We start from the raw sequence: 16,828 nt of genomic DNA on the forward strand, positions 1-16,828 counted from the left end.
AGCGCCCCGACCTTCACCAGGATCTCGAAATCGGCCTTGCCATCGCCGTTGACGTCGCCCTGGACGACAACCTTGGAGCCTTTGTCCTCGTAACGCAGCTCGCCCTTCTTGTCGTGGAAGTCCTGCTTGCCGATGAACTTGAACTTGTTGTTGCCGGAGACGCCCTTCTTAGCGTCGATATCGCGGAGGTCGATGTCGTCGATGCCGCGCTCGAAGTCACCGATGACGTCGCGGTTGGAACCCTTCACGCTGTCCTTGATCGAGTTGAAATCGAAGAAGTCTCGGTCGGCACCGCCGAATAGCGAGTCCTTGCCGCGCGACCCGATCAATTTGTCGGTGCCATCGCTGCCGTCGAGCGTGTCGTTACCAATACCGCCGCCCAGCCAATCGCTCTTCTCGCCGCCCATCAGCGTGTCGTCTCCGCCGAGGCCGCTCAGTCGGAACTCAACTGTGCCTTGGATTGAGCCGCCTTGAATTGAGTCGTCAGCGCTTGTGCCAACGGCTTTGACTTTCAAGCCGTCGCCGCCGCCGATGACAGCAAGAGTTTCGACGTTATTGGGGACTTTGATCGAGCCTGAAGTTTCGAAAAACGCAAAGACCACATCGTCGCCCTCGCCGGGATTCTCGACGATCGTGCTCCCACCGCCAAACACGCCGTACGTGTCGTCGCCGAGGCCGCCCTGCAAAAAGTCGGCTCCGCCGCCGCCCTCCAAGATGTTATCGAGGTCGTTGCCGATAAGCGTGTCGGCATGGCCGGAGCCCTTCAGGTTCTCGATGTCGGAAAGCGTGTCGCCTTCCGCGTCGCCGCCAGAGCCAACGCCAGTCGCAAGATTGACGGTGACGCCAGCCGCCGAGTTCTCGTACGAGGCGGTGTCGTCGCCTTCTCCGCCGAACAACTGATCGCCGCCGACTCCGCCAATCAGCTCGTCGTCGCCATTTTCGCCAAGAAGGACGTCGTTATCGGCCCCACCGTAGAGAGTGTCGTTATCATCGCCGCCTTCGATTCGGTCGTTTCCTCCAAGTCCGTAGATGGTGTCGCTTCCACCGAGGCCGCGGATGAGATCGACCTGCTCGGTAACGCCGTCGTCCGCGTTGATGGTCTCGGGATTGTCCGTGCCGTTGATGATCGCCATGGGTCGGCTCCTATGATTTCAGGGTGTCGAAGGAAAAGGTGAGCGCGTCGGTCGCGATGTGGTCCGGCAAGAAGCCGTTCACGGCGAGCCGCATGGGACGGAACGAGCCATCGGGCCGGTGGCGCTTGGCGTAAACGGCCGAGCAATGCCGTCCGATCATGCGCGCCTGATGCAGCAGGAAGCGCCGCGCATCGTCCGAGTCGGCCTGCCAGGCGTTGATCAGCATGATCTCGCCGCTTCGGCTGTCGTCGGAGGCCGGCACGGCGCGCCCGGCGAGCCAGGCCTCGGCGGCATTCTTGCCGGCGAATGACCAGCCGAGGAACCCGACGACCTTGCGGTCCTCGACGGCGAATAGGTAGTGGCCGCGGTTGATCTGGCCTGCGAGCACGCCCGACCAGTGGCCGAAGGGCTGCCGCGCGAAGGCCGGGCTCGCCATCAGGTAGTTGACCGCCAAGCCGAGGGCATAGGCTGCGTTCTGGGGCCGCACGACGACCAGCCCTCCCGCTGCGGCGGGCGCCGGCGCTGGCCCTGGGGACGCTTGGCGCGCCCCTCTGTGGTGCAAGTTTTCAGCTAACATGTTGAATTTCCTCCCAAACCGGCCTTTCGGCCGGATCCGCGGGGTTGTTCGATCGCGTGCGATGTAGGGTTTGGCCAATGAGCGCCGCGTCCCCCGATCGGGGGATGGCGGCGGATTTTTTGCTAGAGCAGGAAATCGCCGGCGCTAAGCGCGCCCACCTTCACCAGGATCTCGAAGTCGGCCTTGCCGTCGCCGTTGACGTCGCCCTGGACGATCACCTTCGAGCCCTTGTCCTCGTAGCGGAGCTCGCCCTTCTTGTCGTGGAAGTCCTGCTTGCCGATGAACTTGAAGGCGTTGTTGCTGGAAACGCCTTTCTTGGCATCGATGCCGCGGAGGTCGATGTCGTCGATGCCGCGCTCAAAGTCGTGGATGACGTCGCGGTTGGAACCCTTGACGCTCTCCTTGATCGAATCGAAATCGAAGAGGTCGGCCTCACTCCCACCGAACAACGAGTCCTTGCCGCGGCCGCCCCTGATGGAGTCGCTGCCGGGGCCACCATCAAGGATGTCGTTGCCCGAACCGCCGATCAAGGTGTCGTTGCCGAACCCGCCGAAAACCTTGCCTGATGTTCCGCCTGTGCCGTTGAATAAATCGCTGCCGAAGCCGAGCAGGACATCACCGGCGATCTTGCCTTTGTTGAGCACGACGTCGCTGGTATTATTTCCGTCGCATACAATGTCGCCGGCCATGGTGCCTTCATTGTCGAGGATGATGCGGACGCCCAAACCCGCATAGATCGCCGCTTCGTCGCCCTTGATGGTGCCGTCGGCGGCGTTGTCGACTTCGATGGCTGATACGGCCGTGGGCTGAGCAAGTATCCCGTAAGTACCGCCTTCGATCAGGCCGGCGTTCTCGATGGTGCCGCCGTTGTCCGAGAATGAAAAGATGCCAATGGTTTTGCCCCGAATTTCGCCGTCATTCGTCACCGCAAATTGCGCGGACTTGTCGAAATTGATGCCGCTGAAGTAGTAACCGCGGATTTCGCCGTGATTGGCGATGGTCGTCGCCTTCTGCACGTGGAGCCCGGTCAGACCGGCGATTACGCCGCCGTCGTTGTTCGTTATGCTGCTGTCGGCGCCGGTAAATTTGGCACCCGCGGTGACGTACTCGCCGGAAAAAATCGTGCCGTTGTTGATAAGCGTGCTTCCTGCCTTGTTGCTGAAGACGCCTTCGGCGCCGCTCGCGCTTATGAAAACGCCGGGGTTGACCGTCCAGGTTTCGTTGTCCTGGGCATAGGTGATCCCAGGCGTGCTCGTGTTGAAAATGTCGGTGTCGGCCACTGGCATCGTGTGCTCCTTTCAGACCGGAAGCGCGCGCGGGGTTGGGAGGGGTTTGCGCGGGCGCTTCGTGTCGAGGGGCGATATGGGGTCGAGGCGATGCCGCCCGCGTCACCCTTTTGGGTGACGCGGAGCAGATTTTGCCTAGAGCAGGAAATCGCCGGCGCTGAGCGCCCCGACCTTCACCAGGATCTCGAAATCGGCCTTGCCGTCGCCGTTAACGTCGCCCTGGACGATGACTTTGTTGCCTTTGTCCTCGTAGCGGAGCTCGCCCTTCCTGTCGTGGAAGTCCTGCTTGCCGATGAACTTGAAGGCCTGGTTGCCGCCGCCGGTCTTGGCGTCGATGGTGCGGAGGTCGATATCGTCGGTGCCGCGCTCGAAGTCGTGGATGACGTCGCGCTTCCCGCCCTTCACGCTGTCCTTGATCGAATCGAAGTCGAAGAAGTCGCGATCGGCGCCGCCATAGAGCTGATCCTTGCCGAGACCACCCCTGATCGTATCCATGCCGGCGCCGCCATCGAGCACGTCGTTGCCTGAACCGCCGATCAAGGTGTCGTTGCCATCAAAGCCAAACACCTTGCCGGACGTTCCGCCGGCGCCGTTGAAGAGGTCATTGCCGAAGCCGAGAAAGACATCGCCGTTAATTATGCCTTTGTTGAGGATCGCGTCGTTGACGTTGCCGGTAGCGGCGGCGCAGTTGATATCGCCGTCGATCTTGCCGTGATTGGTTAGGGAAATGCGGCTATCGGGGGCCGCGACGTCCGTCTTGATCGCCGCCTGTGCGCCGGTAATCAGACAGTCGGCGTTATTGGTGATCGTTGCCTTTGCGCCTGAAACTGCGATGGCGGTGCCGGACGAAAAAATGCCTCCGAAATTGGTGTTGACGATCGTCGCGTCGCCGCCGTCACACACGATGCCGAAGATGCCTCCTCCGACCTCGCCGCTGTTTGTCAGCGTGCCCGCCCGCAAGTCAATGCCGGTATTGCTGCCAAAGACGATGCCGTCATTGTTGATCTGCGACGTGCCGGCGGCAAAGAACTCGATGCCAACCTGGCCGCTCTTGATCGTGCCGCCAAAGAGGTTCGTCACGTTGACGACCGACGAGGGCGAGGTGACAACCTCCAGTCCAACCTGGTCGCCGATGATCTCGCCAGCATTGTTGATCGTTGCGCCATTGCCTTCAAAGGTGACGCCCGACGTGCCACCCCTGATATAGCCGGTGCTATTGTTCGTTATCGTCGCATTCGACGTTGCGCTGTTGAAATAGACCGCGCGCTCGCCGGCGGCCGTTGTCCAAAGTACGCCGTTGTTGGTTAGGGCGTTGTTGCTGCTATTGGCGAAGACGACGATGTTCGGTTCAACAAAGTGGGCATTGTTCGTCGATGATTCGTTTTGGGTGGTCAGCACTATTGGCATCGAGGCATCCTCCTATTTGCTCGCGCAGGGTTTGGGGTGCGAGCGCTGTTGTCGGGGGCGATATAGGGGGATGCCATCCCCGCGTCGTCACCCTTTCGGGTGAGGCGCAAGATAAGCGCGGAAGCTGGATCGGCTAAGCGAGCGGGCTCGAGAACTTGGCGACGAGCCTGACGAGATCAGCCTGGCGGCTCTGCCCAGTCTTGGCGTAGAGGCGCTTCAGATGCGTCTTCACGGTGTTCTCGGAGATGCCAAGCGCATCGGCCACACCAAGCACACCGCCGACCTGCACCACGGCAAGCAGAACGCGGATCTCGCTGGGCGTCAGCTTGAAGGTCTTGGCGATGACTTCGGGGGGCGATGGGGTGTCGAGCGGCGCCCTATGCACGAACAGCGCCGCCACCGCTTTGTAGGCATTGCCGGTGTCGCGCCGCGCGCCGGAGGTCAGCGGCAGAGCATGGGCGACGAGCGGTTCCCCTTGGCGCGCGGTGAGCGGCACGGAGATGCCGCCCGTGCCCACGGCGCTGTCATCGAGGCCTGCGGCCGCAAAGACTTCCCTCAGGCTGGACGCGGCGTCGGGATCGACAGGCGCAAGCCGTCCGTTCACGGCACGAAGGAAGCTGCCGTCGGCAAGCATAGCATGACCGGCGGCATTGGCATGGACGATGCGCCCGTCCGCATCGACGAGGAACATGCCGGCGGAGAGGCCGTCGAGCATCGCGGCGAACGTATCAGCCTGCGTGGTCTTCAGGTCGATCACACGGGAGATGAGCACCGCACGGCGAACATGGGGCGCGACCAGCCGCATGCGCCGGCGCATTTCATCGTTAGCGAGGCCATGCTGCTCATGGCGAAATACGTTAAACACGGCAACACTGGTCGCCGATTTGTCGAGGATAACGTTGACGCAATCGACGAGGCCCTGAGGCTTGACCCACTCGGTGTAGAAACGCGTCTCGATAAACTCCTCGTAGGAAATGAGGTCGGCCGTGGCCAAGGGTTCACCGACCTCGGCCAATAGCATGGCGGAGCTGGTTGGATCGAGCTTCACGTATTTGTCGAAATAGAGCTGCACGTAGTGTGCATCAATTCCGCCGTCCAGATAGTAAATCGTGCCGGTCTTGCTGGCGGCATCCTTCGAAATGAGGGATGCCGCCGACCCTTGCACGAAGCTGGTGGCGCGACCGAGCACGCCTGGCCACAACGACGGATCGAGCGAGGCATCGTAAATGCCGCCGATCAGGCCCGATAATTCCTCCTCGCGCGGCATCATGCGCTTCCAACGAGCGGGCTCGAGAACTTCGCCACGAGCTTGACGAGACCGGCCTGGCGGCTCGCGCCGGTCTTGGCATAAAGGCGCTTCAGGTGCGTTTTCACGGTGTTCTCAGCGACGCCGAGCGCTTCGGCTACCATGGGTACGCCGCCGACCTCCACGACGGCAAGCAACACGCGCAGCTCCGTCGGCGTGAGCTTATAGGTCTTGGCGATCACTTCGGGAGGCGGCGGCCTATCGAGCGGCGCCTTATGAACGAACAAGGCTGCGACCGCCTTGTGCGCGTCGCCCGTTTCGCGGCGCAGGCCGGAGGTGAGCGGCAAGGCATGGGCGACAAGCTGCTCGCCTTCGTGGGCCCCAAGCGGCACTGAAATGCCGCTCGTCCCGACCGCCGCGTCGTCAATCCCGGCCGCTCCGAAAACATCCTTGAGCGTCCGATCGGCATCAGGATCGACCGGAGCCAAGCGGCCGCTCACGGCGCGAATAGAGCCGCCGTCTGCCAGCATGGCATGCCCTGCCCCATTGGCATGAACGATGCGGCCGCCCGCATCGACAAGGAACATGCCGGCCGAGAGTCCGTCGAACATTCTAGCGAAGGTCTCGGCCTGGGCAGTCTTGAGTTCGATCACCTTGGAGATGAGCACCGCGCGCCGGACATGGGGAGTAATGAGCAGCATGCGCCGGCGCATGTCCGGGTCGACTTCGCCTTGCGCTTCGCTGCGGATGACGCTCAGCAGCGAAAAGCTCGTCGGCGACTTCTCGAGGATGACGTTCGCCGCATCGATCCAACCTTGCGGCTGCACCCATTCGCGATAGAAGCGGCTCTCGCGTTGCTCCTCCAAGGGCATTACGTCCGAGATCGCAATGACCTGCTCGACCGGGTAAAACAGCAACGGCGCGAGCGGGTCAAATCTCCAGTAAGTTTCCTGGTAGAGTTGGACATAGCGATCGGAGACGCCAAAGTTGTAGTGGACATTGCCGATCCTGCTGACCGAGTCTTTGGAGAGCAGACCGGCCGTCTTGCCGCCGACAAAGTCGGTGATGCCGGCGAGAACGCCAAGCCACAGCGACGGATCGAGCGTCGCGTCGTAAATGTCGCCGATCAGCGCGGAGAGTTGCTCCTCGCGTTCCATCATGCGCCCCCGACCAGAGGGCTCGAGAATTTGGCGACCAGCTTGACGAGGTCGGCCTGGCGATTGGTGCCGGTCTTGGCGTAAAGGCGCTTCAAGTGTGTCTTGATCGTGCTCTCGGCGACGCCGAGCGCTTCGGCGACTTCCGGACCCCCGCCGACCTCGACGATGCCGAGCAGCACGCGCAGTTCGGTCGGCGTAAGCCGATAAGTCTTGGCGATGACCTCAGGAGGGGGTGGCGCTTCGAGCGGCGCCTTGTGGACGAACAAGGCGGCGGCGGCCTTATAGGCGTTGCCGGTGTCGCGCCGCATGCCCGAGGTCAGCGGCAACGCGTGGGCGACAAGCTGCTCGCCCCCAGCGGCAAGCAGCGGCACGGAAATGCCGCTCGTGCCGACATGCGCGTCGTCGAAGCCAGCCGCGGCGAACACGTCCTTGAGGGTGCGATCGGCATCAGCATCTTTGGCGGCAAGGCGCCCGTTGATGGCGCGGATGAAGCTGCCCTCATGCAGCATCGCGTGGGCGGCGGCGTTGGCGTGGACGATCCGGCCGCTTGCATCGACGAGGAACATCCCCGCGGACATGCCATCGAGCATCTCGGCGAACGTATCGGCCTGCGTGGTCTTCAGATCGATGACCCGCGAGATCACCACGGCGCGGCGGACATGCGGCGCGATGAGTCGCATGCGCCGGCGCATCTCCATATCGGCGGGCCCCTGGCTGAAGTGCCGGAAGGTACCGAACATCGCCGCGCTCGTAGGCGATTTGTCCAATACCACGGACATGAAATCGGCGAGGCGCTGAGGCTTGGCCCACTCCTGGTAGAACCGGCTCGCGTCGAATTCTTCGCGAGTCGTGAAGTCCACCGTGCAAATCGGCTCGTCGATCTCGGCAAAAAAATGGGCCGTGTTCGACGGATCGAGCTTCACATATTTTTCGAAATAGAGGTTGGAGTAGTGGGGATCGATCACGCCATCCGTGAAATAGAGGATCCCGGACTGGCTCACAGGACTCTTGGAGAGAAGTCCAGAAGACCAGCCCTGAACAAAGCGAGTGGTCTTCTTCAACACCTGAGGCCAAAGTGACGGGTCGAGCGAGGCATCATAGATGCCGCCGATCAGGCTTGAGAGTTCCTCTGCCTCGCTCATGCCGACCACCGCGCTACGAACGATGCCGGATCCTGCCTAGGATGATCGGCCGGGTCGATACCCGCAGGGACATTGACGAAGACGGGGGCCGGTGCGCCCTCCCCAAGGAGCGGCGCGCGGGGCCGAACCGCTAGGCGCGGTCGCTCGCGGAAATTATACCGCCGTTCGCGGCGTGTCCCCTGATTCTTGCGCGCCGGGGCAGCTGGCTAGCGCAGCCAGGGCAACAGGCCGCCCTCCGGCGGTATTCCCTGGCGCCGCATAACGCGCCGCTGCCGCCGGGTGAGCGGAAGCTCCTCGGTCACGGCCGTCTCGGCGGTCTGCGTCCCGTCGGGGGCCACGGTATCCTCCGCCAGAGGCTGAGGTTCGGTCGGAACCGCTGCCGGCGTCGTAGACGGGGCCGTTGCGGCTTGCGGCTTCGGCGTTGGAGCAACTGCCGCCTGCATGCTCTGCGGCTTGGCGGGCGGCGCGGCAGGCGTCGCCGCAGCAGAGCGTGCGCTCGGCTGGGCAGCAGGAGCCGGCTCGGTGGCGGCAGAAGCGCTCGGCGGTGGGGCGCTGGGCTCAACTTTGGCCGGCGTGCCAGCCGCGTCGGAGGCGATGGGCTGCGTCAGCGTGAACATGCTCGGCACGCTCTCGCCGGAAAGACCGGCTGCGACGTTGGCGTTCGCCGACGCATTGAGGTACTGGAAGCCGGGCTGCGTCTCCTCCTCATCGGCGGGCGTCAGGATTTCGGCCTCGGACAGCGCCTTCTCCTGTGGCGTCGCCTTAGCCCCTGCGGCGCTTGCCTGCGCGGCCGCGGCTTCAGGCTCGGCCGAAGCTTCGATCTGCTCCTCCGGCTCGGGCGTAGGCTCAGGCTGCGGTCCCGTGGTGCGCAGCCAGATTCTCTCGCCGCACAAGATCCACCCCTTGCAACCCTTGACGTTGATTTGGTTGCGCGAGACTTGCGTCACCGTCACGGAATAGGTGTTGCCATCCTCGGGATTATAGATGCTGCCCTTCCAGACGTTCGGGCCGACGGGCTGCAGACCGCTGAAAATGGGCAGGCCCAGGATCGGACGATCGCGCATCGACGGGTTCTCATTGCGGATGTCGTGGAGCGGGCGCCCTTTGCTGTCGAGCGGTTGTTGAAGCCAGACGATCTTGGCGCACAAGAGCCTGTTGCCCGAGCCGCACTTGGAGATCTGGAACTTGCCTGGCCGCTCGCCGGGATCTGCTTTCTTCCAAAAGCCGGTGGGATCGCCTGACGCCGCCTGAGCGGGACTCGCAGGGACAAGGGCCGCGGCAAACAGAAGTCCCATCGCCGCTATCAGCGCATGATGCCTCATAAGCACCTCCGTCTTGGGTCGGGCCGTAGGCGCACGCGACGCCCCGGCAATGTCTCTTATGCCCCCTGTCCCTGATGGGCCCCTGCGGGCCCTGTTTTTGATCCGGTGTAAGAGCACTTATGCTGCGCCCATTTCCTTGTTGCCTCCGGCCCGCTTGCCAGGCGCCTGCGTTCCTTCAAGGATCGCCGCGACGCCCATGCCGCCGGCCGTACACACGGAGATTAACCCTCTTCGGCCACTCCCACTATGCAGGAGTTTGGCCAAGACTGCCAAGATCCGTGCGCCTGTGGCTGCAAAAGGATGGCCGAAAGCAATCGAAGACCCTTTGACATTGAGCCTCGAGCGGTCGATGGCCCCCAGGGGCGCCTTCCGTCCGAGCCGGTCACAGCAATAAGCCTCTGATTCCCATGCCTTAAGCGTGGCCAACACCTGCGCAGCAAAGGCTTCGTGAATCTCATAATAATCAAAGTCCTGAAGCGCAAGACCGGCCTGTTTCAGCAGATCGCTGACCGCCACGGTCGGCGCCATCAGAAGTCCTTCACCTTGAACGAAGTCTACGGCAGAAGTGCGACCCAATGTTAAATAAGCCTGAATTGGAATTTGGCGCTTTTCCGCCCATTCCTCGCTGGCGAGGAGAACCGTGGCGGCGCCATCGGTTAACGGGGTCGAATTGGCGGCAGTAATCGTGCCGTTGATCTTGTCGAAGACCGGCTTCAGCTCGGCCATCTTCTCCAGCGAGATGTCCTCGCGGACATTGTTGTCCCGGAACACCCCGGCGCACGGGATGACGAGGTCGTCCATGAAGCCCTCGTCGTAGGCTGCAGCCGCCTTTTTGTGGCTCTCATAGGCGAGCAGGTCCTGATCCTCGCGGGTGATGCCCCATTCCTTGGCCATCAGCTCGCAATGCTCGCCCATGCCAAGGCCGGTGCGCGGCTCGGAGGTCGAGGGTGGCAGGGGAGCCAGCTCGCCGGGCATGAGGCCTTTGAACGCGCCGAGCCGCTGGCCGAGGCTCTTGGCGCGCGACGCCTGGACCAGGCGCTGGGCGAATTTGCGCTGGAACACGATGGGCGCGTCGCTCGTCGTGTCGGAGCCCATGGCGATGCCTGAATCGATCTGCCCGGTGGCGATCTTGGCGGCGAGGCCAAGTCCGCCTTGCAGGCTCGTGCCACAGGCCTGCATCATGGTGATGCCCGGCGTAGTCGGGGCGAGCGGGCTGCCGATCACCGCCTCGCGGGCGAGGTTCCAATCCTTGGCGTGCGTCACCACGGCGCCGCCCACCACCTCGTCGATATGCGCGCCATGCAGGGCGAAACGGTCGGCGAGGCCGTGAAGCGCCGCAGTCAACATGTCGAGATTTGAAAGCTCGGCGTACGCCGTATGCGAACGGCAAAAGGGAATCCGTACCCCGCCAAGCACCGCAACGCGCCGCATCCCCGCCTTCGCCATGTCGTCCCTTCCGGCCCCCGTGCTCTACGCCGCCGCTTTGTCGGACACGGCAGAGTTTTCGCTGCGGCGGTGATGCAGCGGCCCGCCACGGAACGGCGCAAAGCCCGTGCCGAAGATCACGCCGGCATCGACATGGTCCTCGCCTTCCACGATCTTGTCGGCGGCGGCACGCTCGGCTTCGTCGAGCAGCGGCTTGATCAGCTCGCGGCCAAGACGCTGAAGCTCGGCGTCGTCGTAGCTCGTTTGGTCGCGCTTCGGCTTGCCGTCGACCCAAACATAGAAACCTTCGCCGGTCTTCTTGCCGAGTTTGCCCTGCTTCACCAGCGTGGCGAGCACGTTGTCGGTCTGGCCGGCGCCTTTGGGCCCGAGGCTGAGCTCCTCGCCGACCTTGTTGCAGATGTCGAGGCCGACCATGTCCATGAGCTCCATCGGCCCCATGGGCATGCCGAATTTGAGCGCCGCCTGGTCGATCTTCTCGCGCGGCTGGCCTTCCTGGTAGAGGCGGACCGCCTGCATCATGTAGGGCGCGAGCACGCGGTTGACGAGGAAGCCGGGGCAGCTCTTGACGATCAGCGGCAGCTTGTCGATGGCGGTGACGAAGGCGCACGCTTTGCGTACCTCCTCGTCGCGCGTCCCCTCCCCGCGCACGACCTCGACCAGCGGCAACTGCGCCACGGGATTAAAGAAATGGAGGCCGACGAGACGGCCCGGGTCGGCGAGCTTCTTGGCGATGTCCTCGAGCTTGAGCGACGAGGTGTTCGTAGCCAGCACGGCGCCCGGCTTCGCCTTCTTCTCCAGCTCGGCGAACAGGGTCTGCTTCACGTCGAGCTTCTCGACGATGGCCTCGATGACGACGTCGGCGTGCTTGAGGTGCTTGCCTTCGGGGTCGGGGATGAGGCGCGCCACGGCCGCATCGACCGCCGTCTTGCTGCGCAGGCGCTTCTTGAACAGGCCCTTGGCGCGGGCAAGCGCCTTCTTGATCTGCTCGGAATCGAGATCCTGGAGGCTCGCCTGCATGCCGGAGACGACGCACCAGGCGGCGATGTCGCCGCCCATGGTTCCGGCGCCGATGACGTGCACCTTGCGCGGCTTGAAGCCGTCCTTTGGCGCGGCGTCCTTGAGCATCTCGGACAACTTGAACACACGGCGCAAATTGCGCGACGTCTCGCTCGCCATCAGCGGCGCGAACATCTCCGTCTCGGCCTTGCGCATGCGCGCCGGGTCGTCGCCGTAGCGCTCGAAGAGATCGATGAGCCGGAACGGCGCGGGATAGTGCTCCTCTCGCACCTTCTCCGCCGTCTTGGCGCGCATCTGCTTGGCCAGAAGCCCGCGCACCGGCTGCTTCATCATGAGCTTCTTCCACCACGGCGCGCCCTTGGAGCGGCGCTTCTGCAGCACGGCTTTGCGCGCGGCCCAGCGCAGATTATGGCGGGTCGGCACCAGCTGATCGACGAGGCCCATGGCCCGCGCCGCAGTGGGGCGCAGCATCTTGCCGGTGAGCATGGCGGTCATGGCGTCCATCGGGCCGGCGAGCTGAATCGACCGCACCGTGCCGTTGAGGCCGGGGAAGATGCCGAGCTTGACCTCGGGGAAGCCGAGGCGCGTCCCCTCCTCGCGGTCGGCGATGCGCCAGTCGCAGGCGAGCGCAAGCTCCAGCCCGCCGCCGAGGCAATAGCCGTGAATGGCGGCGACCACAGGCACCGGCAGGCGCTCGATGCGGTCGAGCAGCTCGAGCGTCTGCTTGACCACGTCCTTGATCTTGTCCTCGGTGTCGAAACCTCCGAACTCGCGGATATCGGCGCCGGCGATGAAGCTCGACTCCTTGGCGCTGATGAGAACGAGGCCCTTGATCTCGCCGGCCGGCGCCGCCTCGACCGCCTTGACGATCTCGCCGAGTTCTTCGGTGGTCCGGCGGCCGAGCGAGTTCATGTTCTCGCCCTTGCGGTCGATGACCCCCCAGGCAATGCCCTCGAAGTCGACCGTGAAGGTCCAGTCCTTGAGATGGGGAAGTGTGGTCGGCATGAGGCTACTCGGCGGCGATGTGCTGGCGGGTGGGCGCGTCGTTGGCGGCTTGCGGGTTCGCGGCCTCGCGCTTGAGTTCCGAAGGCGCGAAGTCGTCGACGGCGATGACCTTGGCCACCATGTCGCGAAGCTCGGCGAGATCGCCGGCTTCGTCGGCGGTCAACACGCCCTTCGATTCCGCTTCCTTGATCCAGTCGTTGTCGTGGAAACGCTTCACGTCGCCCTTGCGGATCGCGCGTTCGAGTTTCTTCTCGGCCTCCTCGCAGGCCACGACCTTGAGCAGCGTCGCCTCGAGAAGACCCGGTCCATCGCCGGCATTGTCGGCGGTGAAAATGTCTCTGGTGAGACGGTCGCGAAACGCGCCCGGCTGAAGCGCGAGACGAACGATCTCCTTGCCCTCTTTGTCGCTTGCCGGACGGCGCACGCCGAAGGGCAGAACGAGCGGGCGCATGAGCCATGCCGCCCCTCGCACCGGGAAATTGTCGATCGTGCCGCGCAAAGCCTGGTCGAAGCGATAGAGGCAATTGCGGGCGCAGACATCGACGACCTTGCGGTCGGCGGCGGGGCGGCCGTCGTCCTCGTAGCGCTTGAGGATGGTGGAGAGGAGGTAAAGCTCAGTCAGAGCATCGGCCATGCGGCCGGTGATCTTCTGCTTCACTTTAAGGCCGCCGCCGAGCAGCGCCACGGTGAGATCGGCGACGAGCGCGAAGGAGCGCGAGGCGCGGGATAGCTGACGCCACCAGCGAGAGACGTCGCCGGCGTTCGGCGGCGCCGGCGCGAAGGCGCCGAAGGTCACATTGTGGAACAGCGCACCCCCCGCATTCGACACGGTGAAGGAGAGGTGCCGATCGAACAGCGTCTCGAACTTTTCGACGCCGCGTTTCTCGTCGCGGTCTTGCAACGCCTCGAGCTCGGCGAAGAGATACGGGTGGCTGCGCAGCGCGCCTTGCGCAAAGACAATGAGCGTGCGGGTGAGGATATTGGCGCCTTCCACGGTGATGCCGACCGGCACCATCTGATAGGCGCCCTGGATGTAGTTCGACGGCCCGTCGCAGATGCCACGGCCGCCGTGAATGTCGAGGGCGTCGTTGACGCTCTGCCGCATGCGCTCGGTCGAGACATATTTGAGCAGCGCGGAGATGACGGCGGGCTTCTCGCCGGCCGACACCATCGAGGCGGTGACGGCGCGCGCGGCCTCGAGCCCATAGGCGTTCTCGACGATGCGCCCGAGCGGCTCCTCCACGCCTTCCATGAAGCCGACGGGCAGGCCGAACTGCTTGCGGATGCGCGCATAGGCCGTGCTCCGCCGCGCCATGGCCTTGGCCGCCGCCGCGCTGGTCGCCGGCAGCGAGATGGAGCGCCCGGCCGCGAGGCAGCTCATCAGCATGCGCCAGCCCTGGCCGGCGCGCTCCGGCCCGCCGATGATCCAGTCGATGGGCACGAACACGTCGCGGCCGCGTGTGGGACCGTTGGGGAAGGCGGAGCCGCCCGGCAGATGCCGGCGGCCGATCTCGACGCCTGGGTGGCCGGTCGGGATCAGCGCCAAGGTGATGCCGATGTCCTCGCCACGGCCGAGATGGTTGTCGGGGTCGAACAGACGGAAGGCGAGGCCGAGCAAGGTCGCTTTCGGGGCAAGCGTGATGTAGCGCTTGTCCCAAGTGAGCTTCAGCCCAAGTGTCTCCTTGCCCTCATGCATGCCGCGCGTGACCACGCCGACGTCGCGCATCGAGGCGGCGTCGGAGCCAGAGAACGGCCCGGTCAGCGCGAAGCAGGGAATCTCCTCCCCGCGCGCGAGCCGCGGCAGGAAGCGCGCCTTCTGCTCCTCGGTGCCGTACTTCTCGATCAGCTCGCCGGGGCCGAGCGAGTTCGGCACCATGACGATGGTGACCGCATCGGGGCTGCGCGAAGAAATTTTGCCGAGCACGAGCGACTGCGCTTGCGCCGAGAAGCCCAGGCCGCCATGCTCCTTGGAGATGAGCATGCCGAGAAAACCGTTGTCGCAGACGAAGCGCCAGATGTCGTCGGGAATGTCGTGCAGTTCGTGACGAATGCGCCAATCGCTGAGCCGCCGGCACAGCTCGTTGGTCGGCCCGTCGAGAAACGCGCGCTCCTCCTCGGTGAGCGTGATTGGCGCCACGCGGCGAAGCTTGGCGAAGTCGGGCGTGCCGGAGAACAACTCGGCGTCCCAGCCGGCGGTGCCGGCTTCGAGCGCCTCGCGCTCGGTCTCGGAGATGGCGGGCATGGCGCGCTTTAGCGCGCGATAGGCCGGCAAGGTGATGTACTTCCGCTTGATCTCGGGGAAGGTCGCGGCGAACAGAAGCCCGGCGACGATCCAGCCAAGCAGCGCCCAGAGCGGGAAGCCCGGCGCGTGGATCTCGCCCTGGCCGACGCCCATCTGCAAACTCAAGGTGAACAGCGCGACGGCAAGTGCCCAGGTCCAAAGCGGCGCGCGGTGCATCGCAAGCGCGAGGAACGCCGCAAAGGAGAACAGCGCAAAGATCAGCTCAGACACGGGTGGCCTCCAAAACTCGCCTTGGTCCGATGCGTCCCCACCCTAGGCACCAACGCGCGGCGCGATTTCTGACCGGCGCGGGGCGCCGGCGCGGGTTTTTGCCCTCTATGGTCCCGATGGGCCATCGACTCAAGCCTCTTTTCCCTGGGCTCCGCGGCGGCCGAATGCGCGCCCGAATCGTCCGAACTGTCCCATTTTAGGCAGAAGTGTTACCGAGCCGATTAACAGAAGAGGCCCGTTTCCTTGTTTCCGAAGGCCGGATTAGCTAACCAGGGGTGGCAAAATCTGGCCAAATAACGCTGGGGAACCTCATGTCGGAGCCAGAACGCCCGCAGCTCAGCCCCTATCAGGTCGAGCTCGAGGCCGGTAAACGCTACGCCTGGTGCCGCTGCGGGCGGAGCCAGAAGCAGCCGTTCTGCGACGGATCGCACGCCGGGACCGGCATCGAGCCCCTGATGTTCACGGCAGAGCGCACCGAGCTTGCGCTGCTCTGCGGCTGCAAGGACACCGGCGACCCTCCTTATTGCGACGGCTCGCATATGCTGCTCTGAATTTGGGCATGCACACGGGAAGGGCTTCTTGCTAGAAGTGGTCGAGGGGGGTGGACGCCCTCTTCTTTGAGTCTGCGATGCCCGATTGGGGGAAGGCGAGGCAGGCATGCTTATGGCGTACTTCCTTCAACAGCTGATCAACGGGATCGCGCTGGGCTCGATCTACGGGCTGATCGCCATCGGCTACACCATGGTCTATGGCATTATCGGCATGATCAATTTCGCCCACGGCGACATTTTCATGGTGGGGGCCTTCATCGCACTGATCGCCTTCCTCGCGCTCATCGCCATCGGCGTCACCGCCGTCCCCCTCGCCCTCCTCATCGTGCTGATCCTCGCCATGGCGCTGACCGCAGTGTGGGGCTGGACGGTGGAGCGGGTCGCCTACCGGCCGTTGCGCGAATCGTTCCGGCTCGCGCCGCTGATTACCGCCATCGGCATGTCGATCGTGCTGCAGAACTTCATCCAGGTGGCGCAGGGCGCGCGCGTGAAGCCGCTCCAGCCGGTGATCACAGGTGGCTACAAAGTCTTCGAGCAGGACAATTTCGTCGTCATCCTCTCCAACATCCAGATCCTGATCGTCGCGACCACGCTCGTCCTCATGACCGCTTTCTGGCTCATCATCACGCGCACCGCGCTAGGCCGGGCGCAGCGCGCCTGCGAGCAGGATCGGCTGATGGCGTCGCTGTCGGGCGTCAATGTCGACCGCACCATCTCGCTCACCTTCGTGCTCGGAGCGGCGCTGGCCGCGGTCGCCGGCCTGCTCTACCTCCTCTATTACGGCGTGATAGATTTCTACATCGGCTTCATCGCCGGCATTAAGGCGTTCACCGCCGCCGTGTTCGGCGGCATCGGCTCGCTGCCCGGCGCCATGCTGGGCGGGCTCGTGATCGGGCTGATCGAGACCTTCTGGTCGGCCTACTTCACCATCGAGTACAAGGACGTGGCCGCATTCTCGATGCTCGCCATCGTGCTCATCTTCTTCCCCACGGGTCTCCTCGGCCGTCCCGAAGTGGAGAAGGTGTAG

Annotated in this window: 13 protein-coding genes; 2 read left to right on the forward strand and 11 right to left on the reverse strand. The window is 64.1% G+C overall.

The features are described 5' to 3' along the window. The 11 genes from ACRECX_RS12160 to ACRECX_RS12210 form a co-directional block, all read right to left on the reverse strand. Positions 1-1,133, reverse strand: a 1,133-nt coding sequence (locus ACRECX_RS12160) for a calcium-binding protein (protein WP_431559101.1), incomplete at its 3' end; no start/stop codon positions are given. Between the two features lie 10 nt (positions 1,134-1,143). After that, the gene (locus ACRECX_RS12165) at positions 1,144-1,620 is read right to left on the reverse strand and encodes a toxin-activating lysine-acyltransferase (protein ID WP_431559102.1); all 477 of its coding nucleotides are present in this window, start codon (positions 1,618-1,620) and stop codon (positions 1,144-1,146) included. Positions 1,621-1,832: 212 nt separating this feature from the next. After that, a complete protein-coding gene (locus ACRECX_RS12170) occupies positions 1,833-2,996 on the reverse strand; it encodes a calcium-binding protein (RefSeq protein WP_431559103.1) in 1,164 nt (387 codons plus the stop codon). Between the two features lie 135 nt (positions 2,997-3,131). Next, positions 3,132-4,403, reverse strand: coding sequence for a calcium-binding protein (locus ACRECX_RS12175; RefSeq protein WP_431559104.1), 1,272 nt, complete (start codon positions 4,401-4,403; stop codon positions 3,132-3,134). A 133-nt stretch (positions 4,404-4,536) separates the two neighbouring features. Continuing rightward, the gene (locus ACRECX_RS12180) at positions 4,537-5,673 is read right to left on the reverse strand and encodes a helix-turn-helix transcriptional regulator (RefSeq protein ID WP_431559105.1); all 1,137 of its coding nucleotides are present in this window, start codon (positions 5,671-5,673) and stop codon (positions 4,537-4,539) included. Beyond that, positions 5,670-6,809 carry a helix-turn-helix transcriptional regulator gene (locus ACRECX_RS12185; RefSeq protein WP_431559106.1) on the reverse strand — a complete coding sequence of 380 codons (1,140 nt, stop codon included), beginning with the start codon at positions 6,807-6,809 and terminating at the stop codon, positions 5,670-5,672. Before ACRECX_RS12185 ends, ACRECX_RS12180 begins: the two co-directional genes overlap by 4 nt. Then, on the reverse strand, positions 6,806-7,948 hold the full coding sequence (locus ACRECX_RS12190; RefSeq protein ID WP_431559107.1) for a helix-turn-helix transcriptional regulator: 1,143 nt from the start codon (positions 7,946-7,948) through the stop codon (positions 6,806-6,808). The genes ACRECX_RS12185 and ACRECX_RS12190 overlap by 4 nt, the downstream gene beginning before the upstream one ends. A 206-nt stretch (positions 7,949-8,154) precedes the next feature. Beyond that, positions 8,155-9,270, reverse strand: a complete 1,116-nt coding sequence (locus tag ACRECX_RS12195) for a DUF2147 domain-containing protein (RefSeq protein ID WP_431559108.1) — start codon at positions 9,268-9,270, stop codon at positions 8,155-8,157. 117 nt (positions 9,271-9,387) lie between these two features. Then, a complete protein-coding gene (locus ACRECX_RS12200) occupies positions 9,388-10,716 on the reverse strand; it encodes an acetyl-CoA C-acetyltransferase (RefSeq protein ID WP_431559109.1) in 1,329 nt (442 codons plus the stop codon). A gap of 24 nt (positions 10,717-10,740) precedes the next feature. Next, positions 10,741-12,738: a 3-hydroxyacyl-CoA dehydrogenase NAD-binding domain-containing protein gene (locus ACRECX_RS12205; protein WP_431559110.1), complete on the reverse strand. Its 1,998-nt coding sequence runs from the start codon at positions 12,736-12,738 to the stop codon at positions 10,741-10,743. A gap of 4 nt (positions 12,739-12,742) precedes the next feature. Next, complete coding sequence (locus tag ACRECX_RS12210; protein WP_431559111.1) at positions 12,743-15,250, reverse strand: acyl-CoA dehydrogenase; 2,508 nt, start codon at positions 15,248-15,250, stop codon at positions 12,743-12,745. Between the two features lie 311 nt (positions 15,251-15,561). Between ACRECX_RS12210 and ACRECX_RS12215 the strand changes: the two genes are divergently transcribed. Continuing rightward, positions 15,562-15,801: a CDGSH iron-sulfur domain-containing protein gene (locus tag ACRECX_RS12215; protein ID WP_431559112.1), complete on the forward strand. Its 240-nt coding sequence runs from the start codon at positions 15,562-15,564 to the stop codon at positions 15,799-15,801. Between the two features lie 112 nt (positions 15,802-15,913). Then, positions 15,914-16,828, forward strand: a complete 915-nt coding sequence (locus ACRECX_RS12220) for an ABC transporter permease subunit (RefSeq protein ID WP_431559113.1) — start codon at positions 15,914-15,916, stop codon at positions 16,826-16,828.

This window comes from Methyloceanibacter sp., assembly GCF_050726195.1.
GTDB lineage: Bacteria > Pseudomonadota > Alphaproteobacteria > Rhizobiales > Methyloligellaceae > Methyloceanibacter.